General features: G+C 72.2%; 13 protein-coding genes and 1 tRNA gene. 4 read left to right on the top strand and 10 right to left on the bottom strand.

Annotated features, from left to right (window positions below; translation table 11 throughout):
- Positions 1–11: 11 nt before the first annotated feature.
- From ASE25_RS07110 to ASE25_RS07075, 8 genes are all read right to left on the bottom strand, one after another.
- A complete protein-coding gene (locus ASE25_RS07110) occupies positions 12–413 on the bottom strand; it encodes a response regulator transcription factor (RefSeq protein ID WP_020142958.1) in 402 nt (133 codons plus the stop codon).
- A gap of 118 nt (positions 414–531) precedes the next feature.
- Positions 532–2,673 (bottom strand): transcription termination factor Rho, encoded by a 2,142-nt coding sequence (gene rho / locus ASE25_RS07105; protein WP_056824290.1) that lies wholly within the window; start codon positions 2,671–2,673, stop codon positions 532–534.
- Positions 2,674–2,945: 272 nt separating this feature from the next.
- A complete protein-coding gene (locus ASE25_RS07100) occupies positions 2,946–3,923 on the bottom strand; it encodes a homoserine kinase (protein ID WP_056770527.1) in 978 nt (325 codons plus the stop codon).
- Positions 3,924–3,927: 4 nt separating this feature from the next.
- Complete coding sequence (gene thrC / locus ASE25_RS07095) at positions 3,928–5,022, bottom strand: threonine synthase (protein ID WP_056770530.1); 1,095 nt, start codon at positions 5,020–5,022, stop codon at positions 3,928–3,930.
- Entirely contained in the window at positions 5,022–6,338 is a 1,317-nt protein-coding gene (locus ASE25_RS07090; protein ID WP_200959014.1) for a homoserine dehydrogenase, read from the bottom strand. Before ASE25_RS07090 ends, thrC begins: the two co-directional genes overlap by 1 nt.
- Before the next feature lie 84 nt (positions 6,339–6,422).
- Positions 6,423–7,841 carry a diaminopimelate decarboxylase gene (gene lysA, locus ASE25_RS07085; protein WP_056824287.1) on the bottom strand — a complete coding sequence of 473 codons (1,419 nt, stop codon included), beginning with the start codon at positions 7,839–7,841 and terminating at the stop codon, positions 6,423–6,425.
- 2 nt (positions 7,842–7,843) lie between these two features.
- Positions 7,844–8,638: a DALR anticodon-binding domain-containing protein gene (locus ASE25_RS07080; protein WP_056824285.1), complete on the bottom strand. Its 795-nt coding sequence runs from the start codon at positions 8,636–8,638 to the stop codon at positions 7,844–7,846.
- A 193-nt stretch (positions 8,639–8,831) separates the two neighbouring features.
- Positions 8,832–8,906, bottom strand: a tRNA-Arg gene (locus ASE25_RS07075).
- A gap of 107 nt (positions 8,907–9,013) precedes the next feature.
- Here ASE25_RS07075 and ASE25_RS07070 point away from each other — a divergent pair.
- Both ASE25_RS07070 and ASE25_RS07065 read left to right on the top strand, forming a co-directional pair.
- Positions 9,014–9,841, top strand: coding sequence for a class I SAM-dependent methyltransferase (locus ASE25_RS07070; RefSeq protein ID WP_056824281.1), 828 nt, complete (start codon positions 9,014–9,016; stop codon positions 9,839–9,841).
- Positions 9,842–9,888: 47 nt separating this feature from the next.
- Positions 9,889–10,638, top strand: a complete 750-nt coding sequence (locus ASE25_RS07065; protein WP_235508587.1) for an ASCH domain-containing protein — start codon at positions 9,889–9,891, stop codon at positions 10,636–10,638.
- A gap of 28 nt (positions 10,639–10,666) precedes the next feature.
- On the opposite strand, the gene ASE25_RS07060 is transcribed toward ASE25_RS07065, so the two are convergent.
- Entirely contained in the window at positions 10,667–11,704 is a 1,038-nt protein-coding gene (locus ASE25_RS07060; protein WP_056824278.1) for a hemolysin family protein, read from the bottom strand.
- A complete protein-coding gene (locus ASE25_RS07055) occupies positions 11,701–13,107 on the bottom strand; it encodes a hemolysin family protein (RefSeq protein ID WP_056824276.1) in 1,407 nt (468 codons plus the stop codon). The genes ASE25_RS07060 and ASE25_RS07055 overlap by 4 nt, the downstream gene beginning before the upstream one ends.
- A 247-nt stretch (positions 13,108–13,354) precedes the next feature.
- On the opposite strand from ASE25_RS07055, the gene ASE25_RS07050 reads away from it, so the two are divergent.
- Together ASE25_RS07050 and ASE25_RS07045 are read left to right on the top strand one after the other, a co-directional pair.
- Positions 13,355–14,407, top strand: a complete 1,053-nt coding sequence (locus ASE25_RS07050; protein WP_235508586.1) for an ABC transporter ATP-binding protein — start codon at positions 13,355–13,357, stop codon at positions 14,405–14,407.
- Positions 14,404–15,207, top strand: coding sequence for an ABC transporter permease subunit (locus ASE25_RS07045; protein ID WP_056770552.1), 804 nt, complete (start codon positions 14,404–14,406; stop codon positions 15,205–15,207). Before ASE25_RS07050 ends, ASE25_RS07045 begins: the two co-directional genes overlap by 4 nt.
- Positions 15,208–15,358: the final 151 nt, after the last annotated feature.

Genomic DNA, 15,358 nt, shown 5'->3' with positions numbered 1-15,358 from the left:
CGCCCTCCCCCTCATCGGGCCCGGGCGAGCATGCCGTTGACGCGATGGAGCAGCTCACGCGGGCTGAACGGCTTGATGACGTAGTCGTCGGCGCCGACCGCGAAACCGGTGTCGACGTCGGAGTCGCGCGACTTGGCGCTGAGCAGCAGCACCGGGACCGTGGAGAACTCGCTCTCGCGGATCTTGCGGAGGACGTCGATGCCGGACAGGCCGGGCATCATGACGTCGAGCACCGCCAGCTGCGGCGGGTTGGCCGCGAACGCCTCCCAGGCGCTGATGCCGTCGGGGACGGCCTCGACGGCATACCCCGCCTGGGTCAGCTTGAACTCGACGAGGTCTCGGATGTCAGCGTCGTCATCGGCCACGAGGACACGGACGGGGCTGGCATCGGGGTCGCCGGCAGGCGCAGACATGGTTCTCCATGGTGGGTTCGGGGTGATGCGTCCATTTTAGGAACATTTGACCCGAATAGCCCATGAAACGCCGAAAGGGGACGGCGCCGATGTGGCACCGTCCCCGATCTGTCGTCGGTCAGGACTCGTCGTCGAGCTTGGAGCCGCTCGTCTGCTGGACCTGGGTGAGGAACTCGTAGTTCGTCCGGGTCTTCTTGAGGCGATCGATGAGCAGCTCGATGGCCTGCTGCGCGTCGAGGCCGCCGAGGACCCGGCGCAGCTTCCACATGATCTTCAGCTCCTCGCTCGCGAGGAGGATCTCCTCGCGGCGTGTGCCCGAGCTGTTGATGTCGACGGCCGGGAAGATCCGGCGGTTGGCCAGGTCGCGGCTCAGGCGCAGCTCCATGTTGCCGGTGCCCTTGAACTCCTCGAAGATCACCTCGTCCATCTTCGAGCCGGTCTCGACGAGGGCCGTCGCCAGGATGGTGAGCGAGCCGCCGTTCTCGATGTTGCGCGCGGCGCCGAAGAACTTCTTCGGCGGGTAGAGCGCAGCCGAGTCGACACCACCGGAGAGGATCCGGCCGCTCGCCGGAGCTGCGAGGTTGTAGGCGCGACCCAGCTTGGTGATCGAGTCGAGGAGCACGACGACGTCGTGCCCGAGCTCGACGAGGCGCTTGGCCCGTTCGATGGCGAGCTCGGCGACCGTCGTGTGGTCCTCGGCCGGCCGGTCGAAGGTCGAGGAGATGACCTCGCCCTTGACGGCGCGCTGCATGTCGGTGACCTCCTCGGGGCGCTCGTCGACGAGGACGACCATGAGGTGGCACTCCGGGTTGTTCGTCGTGATCGCGTTGGCAAGGGTCTGCATGATCATCGTCTTGCCGGCCTTGGCCGGGGCGACGATGAGGCCGCGCTGGCCCTTGCCGATCGGCGCGACGAGATCGATGATCCGCGTCGTCAGCACGTTGGGCTCGGTCTCGAGGCGCAGTCGCTGCTGCGGGTAGAGCGGGGTCAGCTTGCCGAAGTCGACGCGCTTGGCGGCCTCCTCCGGCGTCTGGCCGTTGACCGTGTCGAGGCGGACGAGCGCATTGAACTTCTGGCGTCCGACGTTGCCCGAGGGCTGCTCGCCGTCGCGCAGCGCCTTGACGGCACCGGTGACCGCGTCGCCCTTGCGCAAGCCGTTCTTCTTGACCATGCCGAGCGGTACGTAGACGTCGTTCGGACCGGCGAGGTAGCCGGACGTGCGGACGAAGGCGTAGTTGTCGAGGACGTCGAGGATGCCGCCGACAGGGACGAGCACGTCGTCGTCGCCGACCTGCAGGTCGGCGTCGTTCCAGTCCTGCCCACCCTCACGGCCGCGACCGCGCTTGCGGTCCCGGCTGCGCTGACGGTTGCGGCTGCGACGGCTGCCACCCTCGTCGTCGTACGGCGACTGCTGACCACGGCTCTGGTCGTTCACGTCGCCCTGCTGACGGTCCTGACGGTCCTGCTGACGGTCGGGCTGCTGACGGTCGGGCTGCTGGCGGTCCTGCTGACGGTCCTGGCGGTCCTGCTGACGCGTCTGCTGGCGGTCGGACTGCTGGCCGCGGTCGTGCTGACGGTCGCCCTGCTGGCGGTCGCCCTGCTGACGCGACTGCTGGCGGTCGGACTGCTGGCGGTCGGACTGCTGGCCGCCCTGCTGACGGTCCGCGCGGTCGCCACGGCCGGCCTGCTGACGGTCGCCCTGCTGACCGCGGTCGGACTGCGGTCCGCGACCCCGGTCGCGCTGACGACCCTCGTGATCGTCACCCTCGGACGCCTGGTGGTCGCCGGCGTCGGACCGCTCGGACGAGGTGGAGTCCTGGGCGTCGGCACGCGCCGCACGGTTCTCACGGGAGCCGCGGGCACCCCGCTCGGCACGCGGGGCACGGTCCCCGGTCGGGGCCTCGTCACGGCCCTGGGCGCGATCCTCGGCGGGCGCCTGGCCGGCCGACTCGGTGGAGGTCGTGGTGGAGGTCGTGGTGGAGGACTCGGTGGAGGACTCGGCCGTCGTGGCCGAGCCCGCCGGGCGGCTGACCCGGCGCGACGCGCGGGCTGGGGCGGCCTCGGTGGTGGCCTCGGTGGGGGCCGCGGCGTCGGAGCCCGTCGATGCCGTCGACGCCGTTGAGGGCGTCGATGCAGCCGGAGCGGACGAGCCGCCCGACTGGCGCGCCTTGATCGCCTCGACGAGGTCGCTCTTGCGCATCTTCGTCGTGCCGGTGATGCCCATCGACGACGCGACGCCCTTGAGCTCGTCCAGCTTCATGGCCGACAGGCCAGAGAGCGGACGGGTGGTTGTTTCTGACACGAAGGATCCTTCCCCCTCGTTTGCGGCCCGGGACATTCCAGCGGGCCGGACTTGGACCAGGTGACCTGGCCGTCTGAGATCCACTTCGGCGCAGAACGCGCCCAGAGGCAAAGGATTTCGCCTCAGTGTGGGGGTGATGCACCGGCCTGCGGTGTCGCGGCGAGTGGTGCGGGCTCAGGATACCACCCAGGGACCCTCGCACGGGTGAGGGAGGTCACGAATGTCGCGCCTCAGCGAGCGTGCACCGTGGCGCCGTGGGCCGGCACCCTGGGCGTGAGCCGCTCCCACCGCTCGGCGAGGTGCCCGGACTGCACGTCGCCCGCGGCCTCGGTCGTCGTGAGGACGAGGACGCTCGGACCTGCCCCGGACACGACGGCCGCGTGCCCGTGCGAGCGGAGGAGGTCGACGAGCTCCATCGTGGCCGGATAGGAGGGGCGCCGGGCCTCCTGATGGAGCCAGTCGCGGGTCGCGGCGTGCAGGTGCGAAGGATCGGCTGTCAGCGCGTGCACGAGCAGGGCGGCGCGTCCGGCACCGGCGGCAGCCGCCGCGAGCGGGACCGTGGCCGGCAGCACGGCGCGGGCCGTCCGCGTCGCGAGCTGCGTCTCCGGGACGAAGACGACGACCTCGACGTCGGGGTGCGGGACGAGACGGGCCGTGACGGTCCGTTCGCCACGGTCGAGGCCACTGCCGTCCGGCATCCAGCTCACCGTGAGGCCGCCGTGCACGCTCGCCGATGCGTTGTCGGGGTGCCCCTCGAGCTCGCTCGACAGGTGCGTCGCCAGGCCGAGGTCGACGGGCACGGTGGCACCGGGAGCCGGCCACGCGGCATACTCGGTCTCGTCGGCACCCCACGAAAGTGCCTGTGCAGCAACCACGCCCGCGACGATCGCCGTCGCCGACGAACCCAGCCCGCGGCTGTGCGGGACACCGTTGGTGGCCGCGATGTGCAACCCCGAGGGCGGCTCGGCGCCGAGGGCGCGCCACGTGTGCTGCATCGTGGCGTGCACGAGGTGCCGCCCGTCGGTGGGCACGTCGGCAGCCCCCTCGCCGGTGACCTCGATGACGAGACCGGCGCGGTCGGACGTCGTGACGACGTAGTCGTCCCAGAGGCCCAGGGCCAGGCCGATGGAGTCGAAGCCGGGACCGAGGTTGGCGCTGCTCGCCGGCACCCGCACGCTGACGGAGCGGCCCGCGGGCACCCGGTTCACGCGGTCAGCCCTCGAGACCGAGGGCCTGGGCTGCCGAGAAGGCGTCGACCGAGACGCGGGTCGGCACGACCTCGCTCCCGTCGGCGGTGCGCAGCGCCCACTGGGGGTCCTTGAGCCCGTGGCCGGTCACGGTGCACACGATGCGCGCCCCGGAGGGCACGAGCCCTGCGGCGTGGCTCGCCAGCAGGCCCGCGACCGACGCGGCCGAGCCGGGCTCGACGAAGACACCCTCCTGCGAGGAGAGGTAGCGATGGGCGTCGAGGATCTGCTCGTCGGTGACGGCCTCGATGCGGCCACCGGACTCGTCGCGGGCGGCGACGGCCTGTTCCCACGACGCCGGGTTGCCGATGCGGATCGCGGTCGCGATGGTCTCGGGGTGGTCGACCGGGTGGCCGAGGACGATCGGCGCGGCACCGGCAGCCTGGAAGCCCCACATCCTGGGCAGGTGGGTGGCCGGTCCCGCGGGCGCATCGGTGACGGGCTGGGCGAGGTACTCGCGGTAGCCACGCCAGTACGCCGTGATGTTGCCGGCGTTGCCGACCGGGAGGCAGTGGATGTCGGGGGCGTCCCCGAGCGCGTCGACGACCTCGAAGCTCGCGGTCTTCTGGCCCTCGATGCGCGCGGGGTTGACGGAGTTGACGAGCTCGACGGGGTAGGCCTCGGCGAGCTTGCGCGCGAGGGTCAGGCAGTCGTCGAAGTTGCCGTCGACCTGCAGCAGCGTGGCCCCGTGGGCGATCGCCTGGCTCAGCTTGCCCATCGCGATCTTGCCGTCGGGCACGAGGACGCCGCACGTCATGCCGGCCTTCGTCGCATAGGCGGCGGCCGACGCGCTCGTGTTGCCCGTGCTCGCGCAGATGACGGCCTTGGCCCCCTTGCGGGCAGCGACGCTGATCGCCGTCGTCATGCCGCGGTCCTTGAACGAGCCGGTGGGGTTGAGGCCTTCGTACTTGAGGTGGACCTCGGCGCCGACGCGCTCGGAGAGCTTCTCGGCGTGGATGAGCGGGGTGCCGCCCTCGTGAAGCGTGACGACGGGCGCGCCCTCGAGCATGGGAAGGCGGTCGGCGTACTCGCGGATCACTCCGCGCCACTGGTGGGCCATCACGAACCTTCCACGCGCATGACGGAGTTGACGCCACGGACGACGTCGAGCGTGCGCAGGCGCTCGACCGTGGACGAGAGCGCGGCGTCGCTCGCGGTGTGCGTGACGATGATGAGGTTGGCCCTGGCCGCCTCGCCGTCGCCGGCGGGCACGAGCTGCTGGCGCACCGTCTCGATCGACACGTCGTGGTCGGCGAAGGCAGCCGCGACCTGGGCGAGGACACCCGACCGGTCCTCGACGTCGAGGCTGATGTGGTACCTCGTCTGGGCGTCGCCCATCGTCAGGACGGGCAGGTCGGCGTAGCTCGACTCCCCCGGCCCGAGGCCACCCCCGACGCGGTGGCGCGCGACGGCGACGAGGTCACCGAGGACCGCCGAGGCCGTCGGGTCGCCGCCGGCGCCCTTCCCGTAGAACATCAGCTCACCGGCGGCGTCGGCCTCGACGAAGACGGCGTTGAACGCCTCGCGGACCCCCGCCAGCGGGTGCGAGCGCGGGATCATCGCCGGGTGCACGCGGACGCTGACGCCCTTGTCGGTGTGCTCGCAGATCGCGAGGAGCTTGACGACGGAGTCCATCTCGCGCGCCGCCGCGACGTCGGCCGCCGAGACCTCGGTGATGCCCTCGCGGTAGACGTCGGTGCCCGAGACCCGGGTGTGGAAGGCGAGGGAGGCGAGGATGGCGGCCTTGGCCGCGGCGTCGAAACCCTCGACGTCGGCGGTCGGGTCGGCTTCGGCGTAGCCGAGGGCCTGGGCCTGCTCGACCGCGTCGGCGAAACCGGCCCCGGTCGTGTCCATCTTGTCGAGGACGTAGTTCGTCGTGCCGTTGACGATGCCGAGCACCTTGCGCACCTCGTCACCGGCGAGCGACTCGCGCAGGGGGCGCAGCAGCGGGATCGCCCCGGCGACGGCGGCCTCGTAGTAGAGGTCGACGCCGTGGCGGGCCGCGGCGTCATAGAGGGCCGGGCCGTCCTCGGCGAGGAGCGCCTTGTTGGCCGTGACGACCGAGGCGCCGTGCTCCATCGCGCGCAGGATGAGCGAACGAGCCGGCTCGATGCCGCCGATGACCTCGACGACGACGTCGGCCCGGGTCACGAGGTCCTCGGCGTCGGTCGTGAAGAGGCCGGCGTCGACCCCGAGGGCGGCGCGGTCCCGGCCGGCGCGACGCACGGCGATGCCGACGATCTCGAGCGGCGCGCCGACACGCGCGGCCATGTCGTCCGCGTGCTCGGTGAGCAGGCGCGCGACGGCTCCGCCCACGACGCCTGCCCCGAGCAGGGCGACGCGCAACGGCTGGGTGTCACTCACGGCGCTGTCCACGGTGCGAATCCTGCCGCCTGTCCGGGTGCTGGACGGTCATTGTTTCGCGATCCGGACATCCGTGGCGCAGGATCTGCAGATCCATCAGACGTCGAGGGCGAGCAGGTCGTCGATGGTCTCGCGCCGCACGATGACCCGGGCGACCCCTTCACGGACCGCGACGACGGGTGGGCGCGGCGTGTGGTTGTACTGGCTCGACAGGGAGCGGCAGTAGGCGCCCGTGCCGGGGACGGCGAGGAGGTCACCCGCGCCGACGTCGGCCGGGAGGAACTCGTCCTTGACGACGATGTCGCCGCTCTCGCAGTGCCTGCCGACGACGCGGGCGAGCACGGGAGGTGCGGTCGAGGCCCGGCTCGCGAGCGTGCACGAGTAGTTGGCGTCGTAGAGCGCCGTGCGGACGTTGTCGCTCATGCCGCCGTCGACGGAGACGTAGACGCGCTCCGCTCCCCCGTCGAGGTCGACCGGCTTGACCGTGCCGACCTCGTAGAGCGTGAAGGTCGTGGGGCCCGCGATGGCGCGTCCCGGCTCGATCGAGATGCGCGGCACGGCGACCTCCTCGGCACGGCACTCGCGCTCGATGATCTCGGCCATACCGGCCGCGAGGTTCTTCGGCGGCAGGGGGTCGTGCTCGGTCGTGTAGGCGATGCCGAAGCCGCCGCCGAGGTCGAGCTCGGGCAGCTCGACGCCGAGCTCGCGCGCGATGCGGGTGTGCAGCCCGACGATGCGGCGGGCCGACACCTCGAAGCCGGCGGTGTCGAAGATCTGCGAGCCGATGTGGCTGTGCAGACCGAGGAAGCGCAGCGACTCGGGCTGGTCGAGGATGCGACGGGCGGCCTCGAAGGCGTGTCCGCCGGACAGAGACAGCCCGAACTTCTGGTCCTCGTGGGCCGTCGCGATGAACTCGTGCGTGTGCGCCTCGACCCCGACCGTGACGCGGATGAGGACCGGTGCGACGACGCCGAGCTCGGCGGCGACCGCTGCGACGCGCTCGATCTCGTCGAAGGAGTCGATGACGATGCGGCTCACGCCGTAGTCCAGGGCGTCGCGGATCTCGGCGACGCTCTTGTTGTTGCCGTGCAGGCCGATCCGGTCGCCGGGGACGCCGGCCCGCTTGGCCACCGCCAGCTCGCCGCCCGTGCAGACGTCGAGGTGCAGGCCCTCGTCGTGGACCCACCGCGCCACCTCGGTGCAGAGGAAGGCCTTGCCGGCGTAGAACACGTCGGCGCCACCCGACAGCCCGTCGAACACCTCGGCGTACGTCCGCTTGAAATCCCTTGCGCGCGAACGGAAGTCGTCTTCGTCGATGATGTATGCCGGGGTGCCGAACTCGCGTGCCAGCTCGGTCACGCTCATCCCACCGACCGTGAGGACGCCGTCGGCGCCCCGACCGACGGAGGTCGCCCAGAGGGACGGGACGAGGGCGTTGACGTCGACGGGGGTCTGGAGCCACGCGGGGCCGCGATAGCCCTCCGCGTGCAGCGCTCCTGCTTCGTGTGCGCGCATGACTACATCCTCTCGGGGGCTGCCGCGCCCAGGCGGGCGAGTCCATTGCGCAAGACGATGCGGACGGCGTCGGCGAGGAGCAGCCGAGCCCCGTGGACGGGCTGCGGGTGCACCCCGACGACCGTCGGTCGCACCGGGTGGTCCCAGGCGTCGGCGAGCGCCGCGAGGTCGGTCACGGCTCGACGCTGCTGGACCTCGTCGCCGACGTGGGTCGCGAGGCGCTGCGGCAGGTCCGCGAGGGCCACGAGCAGGTGGCGTTCGGCCACGTGGGTCAGCTCGCCGAGCCGGGTCGACGGACGCCGGTCGACCCCCGCGGCCTCGGCGTTGCGGATGATGCGGCAGAGCCGGGCGTGCGCGAGCTGGGCAGAGCGGACAGGATCGTCGACGAGCCGTGAGCCGGGCGCCTCGACGAGGTCGTGCCGACGCTCGCCCGCGGCGAGGGCGTAGTGGTCCTGGTCCTCGATGACGAGCGGGACGATCGCCGACCTCGCGGAGTCCTCGAGGGTGAGGGCGATGAGGCCGCTGGGTGCCACCTCGACGGCCGCGACCGGCTTCTGGCGGGTCAGCCCCTGGGCGAGCACGCGCGCCAGGTCCCGCGGCTCGAGGTCCATCTGCGGCGCCCACCGCTGCGCGACCGGCGTGACCCAGTCGGCGACGACGCCGGCGACGCGGGTGTCGGTGGGACGGAAGAGCGGCCCGGCGGGTGGACCGGCCTGCGCCTCGTCGGGCAGCTCCCCGGTGCGGGCCGCCTGCGCGGCGACCTCCTCGAGAAGGGCGCGCAGCTGCTCCGGCGTCATGCCGCCGAGTCTACGAGCCCGTCCTGCGGCTCCCGCGATGCCCCGGATGCCCCTGGTTGCCCGAGGGCGGCCCGCGTCAGGACTCCGACGTCCTCCTCGTTCCTCGGAGGCCGCCTCCCCGAAGCTGCCGTGGGCACGGACGACACGAGGCCTTGAGACGGCGCTTCGCGCGTTCTCAAGGCCTCGTGTCGGTTGGTGCCCCCGGCAGGATTCGAACCTGCGCTCCCGCCTCCGGAGGGCGGTGCTCTATCCCCTGAGCTACGGGGGCGGCACGCACTTTCGTGCGCCCGGTGAGATTAGCAGCAGACCGCCATGGACGCGGAATGCACCCCCGCGTCGGCCACCCGGACGCCCTGCCGCTGCGACGATGGCCGGGTGACGAGCCACGAGGACATCGACTGGTCCGCTCCCGAGGTGGCCGCCCACTACGACGAGCTGCCGCTCTGGTCGGCGCCGTTCGGGCTCATGCTGCTCGACCGGGTGCCGCTGCACCGGGGGCAGAGCGTCGTCGACGTCGGCGCGGGCACCGGGTTCGTCACCGTCGAGCTCGCGCAGCGCTGCGGGCCCGAGTCCCGGGTCACGGCCGTGGATCCGTGGGCGGCGGCCATGGAGCGCCTCGCCGACAAGGTGGCCTTCCTCGGACTGACCAACGTCGACGTCGTCGTGGCCTCCGCCGAGCACCTCCCGCTGCCGGATGCGTCCGTCGACCTCGTCGTCTCCAACCTCGGCATCAACAACCTCGACGACCCACCGGCCGTGCTCCGTGAGTGTGCGCGCGTGCTGCGCGCCGGGGGACGACTCGTGACGACGACGAACCTCGTCGGCCACATGGAGCAGGTGTACGCCGCCTACCGCAGCGCGCTGTCCGACCTCGGTCTCGACGACCACCGCCACGCCCTCGACGCCCAGGAGCAGCACCGCGCGACCGTCGCATCGGTCTCCGACCAGCTGACCGTGGCGGGCCTCGACGTCGTCGACGTCGCGACCGACGTCTTCCGGATGCGCTTCGCCGACGGGCGGGCACTGCTCGCCCACTGGTTCGTCCGGCTCGGCTTCGTGCCGGGCTGGCGCTCGGTCGTGCCCGATAGGGAGGCCGACCGCGTCCTCGCCGACGTCGCGGCCAGGCTCGACGCCGTCGCAGCCGAGCAGGGGGCTCTCGAGCTCACCGTGCCGATGGCGTGCGTGACGGCCGTCCGTCGATAGCGCCCCCGTCCGGCGTGCTCGTGCTGCCGGACGTGGTGGAGTTGCACGTGCACCCCGGAATCGCGTTCATCCGCAAGGCCGCCCGCCCCCGACCACCGCCCGCAGCACGGCGCACGAGGACGTATGCGTGGGGCTGCGCGGGCGCGCCACTGCCGGCCGGCACGTGCCACGATGAGGTCGTGCTCATCTCCAAGCCCGTCGCCGAGGCTATCCGTGCCGGCACGGTGACGCAGGCCTTCCGCCGGTGGGACGCCCCGCGGGTCAAGGTCGGCGGCCTGCAGCTCACCCCGGCCGGCCTCGTCCGCTTCGACGCCGTCAGCCGGGTGCGCGACCCGGACAAGCTCACCGAGCGCGACGCGCGCACGTCCGGCGTCAAGGACCTCGCGACCCTCCAGCGGTTCCTCGCCCCGAGGGAGCGCAAGCCCTCACCTCGAGGCGGCAAGGGCGGTGACACCGTCTATCGCATCCGGCTCAGCTGGGCCGGTGAGGACCCGCGGATCGCCTTGCGCGAGAGCCTGCCCGACGACGAGTCGCTGGGCCACATCGCGGCTCGTCTCCGACGGCTCGATGCGCGGCCGACCGGTCCGTGGACCCGCGAGATCCTCGAGTGGATCCGCGACAACCCGCACGTCGTCTCGAAGGAGCTGGCGGCCCTGCGCGGCGTCGAGCTGCTCCCGATGAAGGTCGACATCCGCAAGCTCAAGGCCCTCGGGCTGACGATCAGCCACGACGTCGGCTATGAGCTCTCACCGCGCGGGACGGCATACCTCGAGTGGCTGGAGCGGCAGCCCGGCTGAGCACGATGGGCTCGACCCCGGCGGCCGGTCAGCGCTGGGTCGTGTCGGTGACCTCGCCGACGAGCTCCTCGAGGACATCCTCGAGGAAGACGACACCGGTCACCGCGGCGTCGTCGTCGATGACGCGTGCGAGGTGCGCGCCCGTCAGCTGCATCGTGGCGAGCACGTCCTCGATGTCGTCGTCCGCGCGCACGGTGGCGAGCCGGCGGACCCGCTTGGGCGGGATCGGCTGCTCATGACGCTCGTCGTCCGCGTAGAGGATGTCCTTGAGGTGGAGGTAGCCGGCGATCTCGCCCGCGGCGTCCCGGACCGGGTAGCGGGAGAAGCCCTGCTTGGCGACGAGGCGCTCGATGTCGGCGGGCGTCGCGCCCAGCTCGACGGTCGTCAGCGACCGCACGTCGACCGCCACCTCGCGGGCGCGCTTGTCAGAGAACTCGAGCGTCTTGGCGACGAGGCCGTGACGTTCCTCCTCGATGAGGCCCTCGCGACGGGACTCCCCGACGATGTGCGCCACCTCCTCGGCGGTGAACGCCGACGTGATCTCGTCCTTGGGCTCGACCCCGAAGAGGCGCACGAGCGCCTTCGCGATCGCTTCCATGGCGTGGATGATCGGGCGCAGCGCGCTCGCGATGACGAAGAGCGCCGGCACGAGGACGAGCGCCGCCCGGTCGGGCCCCGCGATCGCGAGGTTCTTCGGGATCATCTCGCCGACGACGACGTGGAGGTAGGACACGATGAGCAGTGCGAGCGCCAGGGCCACGCCGCTCGCCCAGGCGTCGGAGAGCCCCCAGCCGTGGAGGATCGGCTCGAGCAGGTGGTGCAGCGCCGCCTCGGCCAGCGCACCGAGCCCGACCGAGCACACGGTGATGCCGAGCTGGGCGGTCGCGAGCATCGACCCGAGCCGCTCTAGCGCGAGCAGGCACGACTGGGCGCGCTTGCTGCCCGCATCGGCCAGCGGCTCGAGCGTCGAGCGTCGCACCGCCATGGCGGCGAACTCGGCGCCGACGAAGAAGGCGTTGCCGAGCAGGAGGAACACCGACACGACGTAGACCCAGGCGCCGCTCACGACCGCTCCCCCGTCTCCCGGGCAGACGGCACACGACCGGCCCGGTCCGGCAGGCCGGACGCGGCGGATGCGTCACGTGCGTCCTCGCCGTCGCCGGGCGGCAGGGACTCCGGGTCGGGCACGAAGCGCAGCCGGTCGACGCGGCGCCCCTCCATGCCGACGACGTTGATGCGCCAGCCAGGCAGCCGGACGACGTCACCGACGACGGGCACCCGGCCCAGGCTCGTCATGACGAAGCCGCCCATCGTCTCGTAGGTCGACCCGTCAGGGACGTCGGCGTCGAAGGCGTCGCGCACCTCGTCGGGGCGCCACAGTCCGGGGACGGTCCACGACCCGTCGATGAGCTCGCGGCCACCCTGCCGGCTGCGGTCGTGCTCGTCGGAGACCTCACCGACGATCTCCTCGACGACGTCCTCGAGCGTGACGATTCCCGACGTGCCGCCGTACTCGTCGACGACGACGGCCATCTGGAAGCCGCCCTCGCGCAGCTCGCGCAGGAGCGGGTCGAGGCGGATCGTCTCGGGGACGACGAGGCGGTCGGACATCAGCGCCGAGACGGGCACGTCCTTGCGCCGCTCGTGCGGCACGGCCATCGCCTTCTTGACGTGGACGACCCCGTCGATGTCGTCCCAGTCCTCGCCGAGGACCGGGAAGCGCGAGTGCCCGGTGCGCCGCGAGAGCCGCAGCACGTCGTCGGCGGACTCCTCACGGTGGATGCCGGTGCACCGCACGCGCGGCGTCATGACGTCGTCGGCCGTGCGCTCGCCGAAACCGAGCGAGCGGGTCAGCATGCGTGCGGTCGTGACGTCGAGGGTGCCGGCCTCGGCGGAGCGCTGGACGAGGCTCGCGAGCTCCTGCGGCGTGCGTGCGCCCGACAGCTCCTCCTGCGGCTCGATCCCGAGCGCGCGGAGGAAGGCGTTGGCCGAGCCGTTGAGCACGATGATGAGCGGCTTGGCGACGACGGCGAAGACGCGCACGGGCAGGGCCACGACCTTGGCCGTCGCGAGCGGCGCGGAGATGCCGAGGAACTGCGGCAGCAGCTCGCCGAAGACCATCGAGAAGATCGTGGCCAGCAGGAGGGCGAGGGCGCTCGAGACGGCCTCCACCGCACCGGCGCCGAGACCGACGGCCTCGAGGGGCCCGGCGACGAGGACCCCGATCGAGGGCTGCGCGAGGTAGCCGACGACGAGGGTCGTGATGGTGATGCCGACCTGGGCCGCCGACAGCTGCGTCGAGAGCTGCTTGAGCGACTGGAGCACGACACGGGCCCGCGAGTCACCCTCGTCGATGGCGCGCTGGACCGTGGGCCGGTCGAGGGCCACGAGGGAGAACTCGGCCGCGACGAAGAGCGCGGTGCCGGCCGTGAGCAGCACGGCGCCGAGGACGAGGAGCCACTCGGTCACGGCCGGGCCACCCGTCCGGGGGCGCCCGCGGTGACGGGAGGGGTGACCTGGCTGGTGGCGGGGGTGGCCGGACCCTGGTCGCGGAGGGAGGTCATGGTGCGCCCAACTATAGGGAGGCGCACCGGCCCGCGGCGGCGCGGACCGCTCGCTGCGACCTCCGTGTGGACCGGGTACGCGGTGTGGTTGAGTTGGGCGCATCACGGCGGGGGTCGTGGCGCCCACGTGGGCCGACGGAGGGAGCACGGTGGTGCACGGACGACCGGAGTTCACCGGGCACATCGAGGTGCGCGGTCTGACGAAGCGGTTCGGCTCCTTCACCGCCGTCGACCACCTCGACTTCGACGTCGAGCCGGGACGCGTGACCGGCTTCCTCGGGCCCAACGGCAGCGGCAAGACGACGACCCTGCGCATGCTGCTCGGCCTCGTCCGGGCCACCGACGGCACGGCGACGATCGACGGCCACCGCTACGCCGAGATCCCCAACCCGCTCACCGTCGTCGGCTCCGCCCTCGAGGCGACGAACTTCCACCCCGGCCGCACGGGGCGCAACCACCTGCGCGTGCAGGCTGCGGTCGCCGGTGTCCCCGACTCGCGCGTCGACGAGCTCCTCGAGCTCGTGGGCATCCCCGCCGCCGCCCGCAAGCGGGCCGGCGGCTACTCCATGGGCATGCGCCAGCGGCTCGGGCTCGCCGGCGCCCTGCTCGGCGACCCGCGCGTCATCATCCTCGACGAGCCGGCCAACGGCCTCGACCCCGAGGGCATCCGCTGGCTGCGCGGCTTCCTGCGCCACCTGGCCGACGAGGGTCGCACGCTGCTCATCTCGAGCCACATGCTCTCCGAGGTCGAGCAGACGGTCGACGACGTCGTCATCATCGCCAACGGCCAGCGCGTCGCCCAGGGCACCGTCGCCGAGCTGCGTGGCGAGCCCACGGCCTACGTCCGCACGTCCGACCCCGACCGCCTGTCCGAAGCGCTCCGCGGTCGCGGCCTCACGGTCACGCCGAGCGGGCGGGGCCTGCGCGTCACCACCGAGGACCTCGCCGTGGTCGGTGACGTGGCGCACGCCAGCGACGTCGCGATCCACGAGCTGCGCAGCGAGCAGACGCACCTCGAGGAGCTCTTCTTCAACCTCACCGAGAACGACGCGCACCGCAACCGCAACCTGGGGCTCGACACGCCCGGAGCGGGCAGCGTGCCCGCCGACCTCCCGCCGCCGAGCGGACCCCCGATCGACCCCGCCCTGCTCACCGAGCCCACGCCGGTGGCAGGTCAGGCCGACCGCGAAGGAGACCTGCGATGACCGCGGCGGTGCGGGCCGAGCTCCGCAAGCTCTTCACGACGCGCCTCTGGTGGGGCATGGCCATCGCCGTGTTCGTCAGCGGCGCCGCCTTCGCCGTGCTCTTCGCGTTCGTGTTCACGAGCGACGCCCTGCGCGGCCCTCAGGCCGCGGCGGCTCCCACCACCGACGTCGCCATCGCCAAGGCCGTCTTCACGGGCGGCCTGCAGGTCGGCTACCTCCTGACGCTGTCGATCGGCGTGCTCACGATCGGCTCGGAGTACCGCCACCAGACCATCACCGCGACCTTCCTGGCGATCCCCCGGCGCGGTCGCGTCATGGCGGCCAAGGTCATCTCGCTGCTCGCGATCGGCGTGCTCTACGGCCTGCTCTCGCTCGCGGGCGCCGTCGGCGCGGGCACCCTCGTGCTGACGTCCAAGGGTGTCGCCCCGTTCGCCGACCCGGCGATCTGGCGCACCCTCGCGCTCTCCCTGCTCGTCCTCGGCCTGTGGGCCCTCATCGGCCTCGGCGCCGGCATCCTCATCCCCAACCAGGTCGCCGCGCTGCTCATCTCCGTCGCCGTGGCGTGGATCGTCGAGCCGGTGCTCGGGCTCGTGCTCGCCCTGACCGACTGGGGCAAGAGCATCTCCCCCTACCTACCGAGCCGCGCCACGAGCGCGATGCTCGAGTCGACGAGCGGCGGCTTCGACGGTCAGCCGGTCGCCCAGCTCTCCTGGTGGGCGGGCGCGCTCGTGCTCATGGCGTATGCCGCCGTGATGGCCGGTCTCGGCACGTGGCGGACGCTGCGCGCCGACATCAGCTGACGCGGGCTTCCATCGGGCACGGGCGATACTCGAGAGCGTCCCCGAGGGCCAGCCCTGTGGACGTGAGGAACGCCTCGTCGATGGTCGGGCTCGACATCCGAGCCCCCGTCCGGTATCAGAGCATTCGGGTCTAGGCTTGACCCCTGTATAG

This window comes from Terrabacter sp. Root85, assembly GCF_001429185.1.
Classification (GTDB): domain Bacteria; phylum Actinomycetota; class Actinomycetes; order Actinomycetales; family Dermatophilaceae; genus Terrabacter.
Note: the sequence above shows the minus strand (reverse complement) of the source record. Positions and strands in the feature narration are given on the sequence as shown.

Excerpts from the sequence above, each read along its gene's own strand:
- thrC (WP_056770530.1), bottom strand. The coding sequence starts at position 5,022 with ATGGCCCACCAGTGGCGCGGAGTGATCCGCGAGTACGCCGACCGCCTT.
- ASE25_RS07110 (WP_020142958.1), bottom strand. The coding sequence starts at position 413 with ATGTCTGCGCCTGCCGGCGACCCCGATGCCAGCCCCGTCCGTGTCCTC.
- ASE25_RS07045 (WP_056770552.1), top strand. The coding sequence starts at position 14,404 with ATGACCGCGGCGGTGCGGGCCGAGCTCCGCAAGCTCTTCACGACGCGC.
- rho (WP_056824290.1), bottom strand. The coding sequence starts at position 2,673 with ATGAAGCTGGACGAGCTCAAGGGCGTCGCGTCGTCGATGGGCATCACC.
- ASE25_RS07080 (WP_056824285.1), bottom strand. The coding sequence starts at position 8,638 with ATGACGCCGGAGCAGCTGCGCGCCCTTCTCGAGGAGGTCGCCGCGCAG.
- lysA (WP_056824287.1), bottom strand. The coding sequence starts at position 7,841 with ATGCGCGCACACGAAGCAGGAGCGCTGCACGCGGAGGGCTATCGCGGC.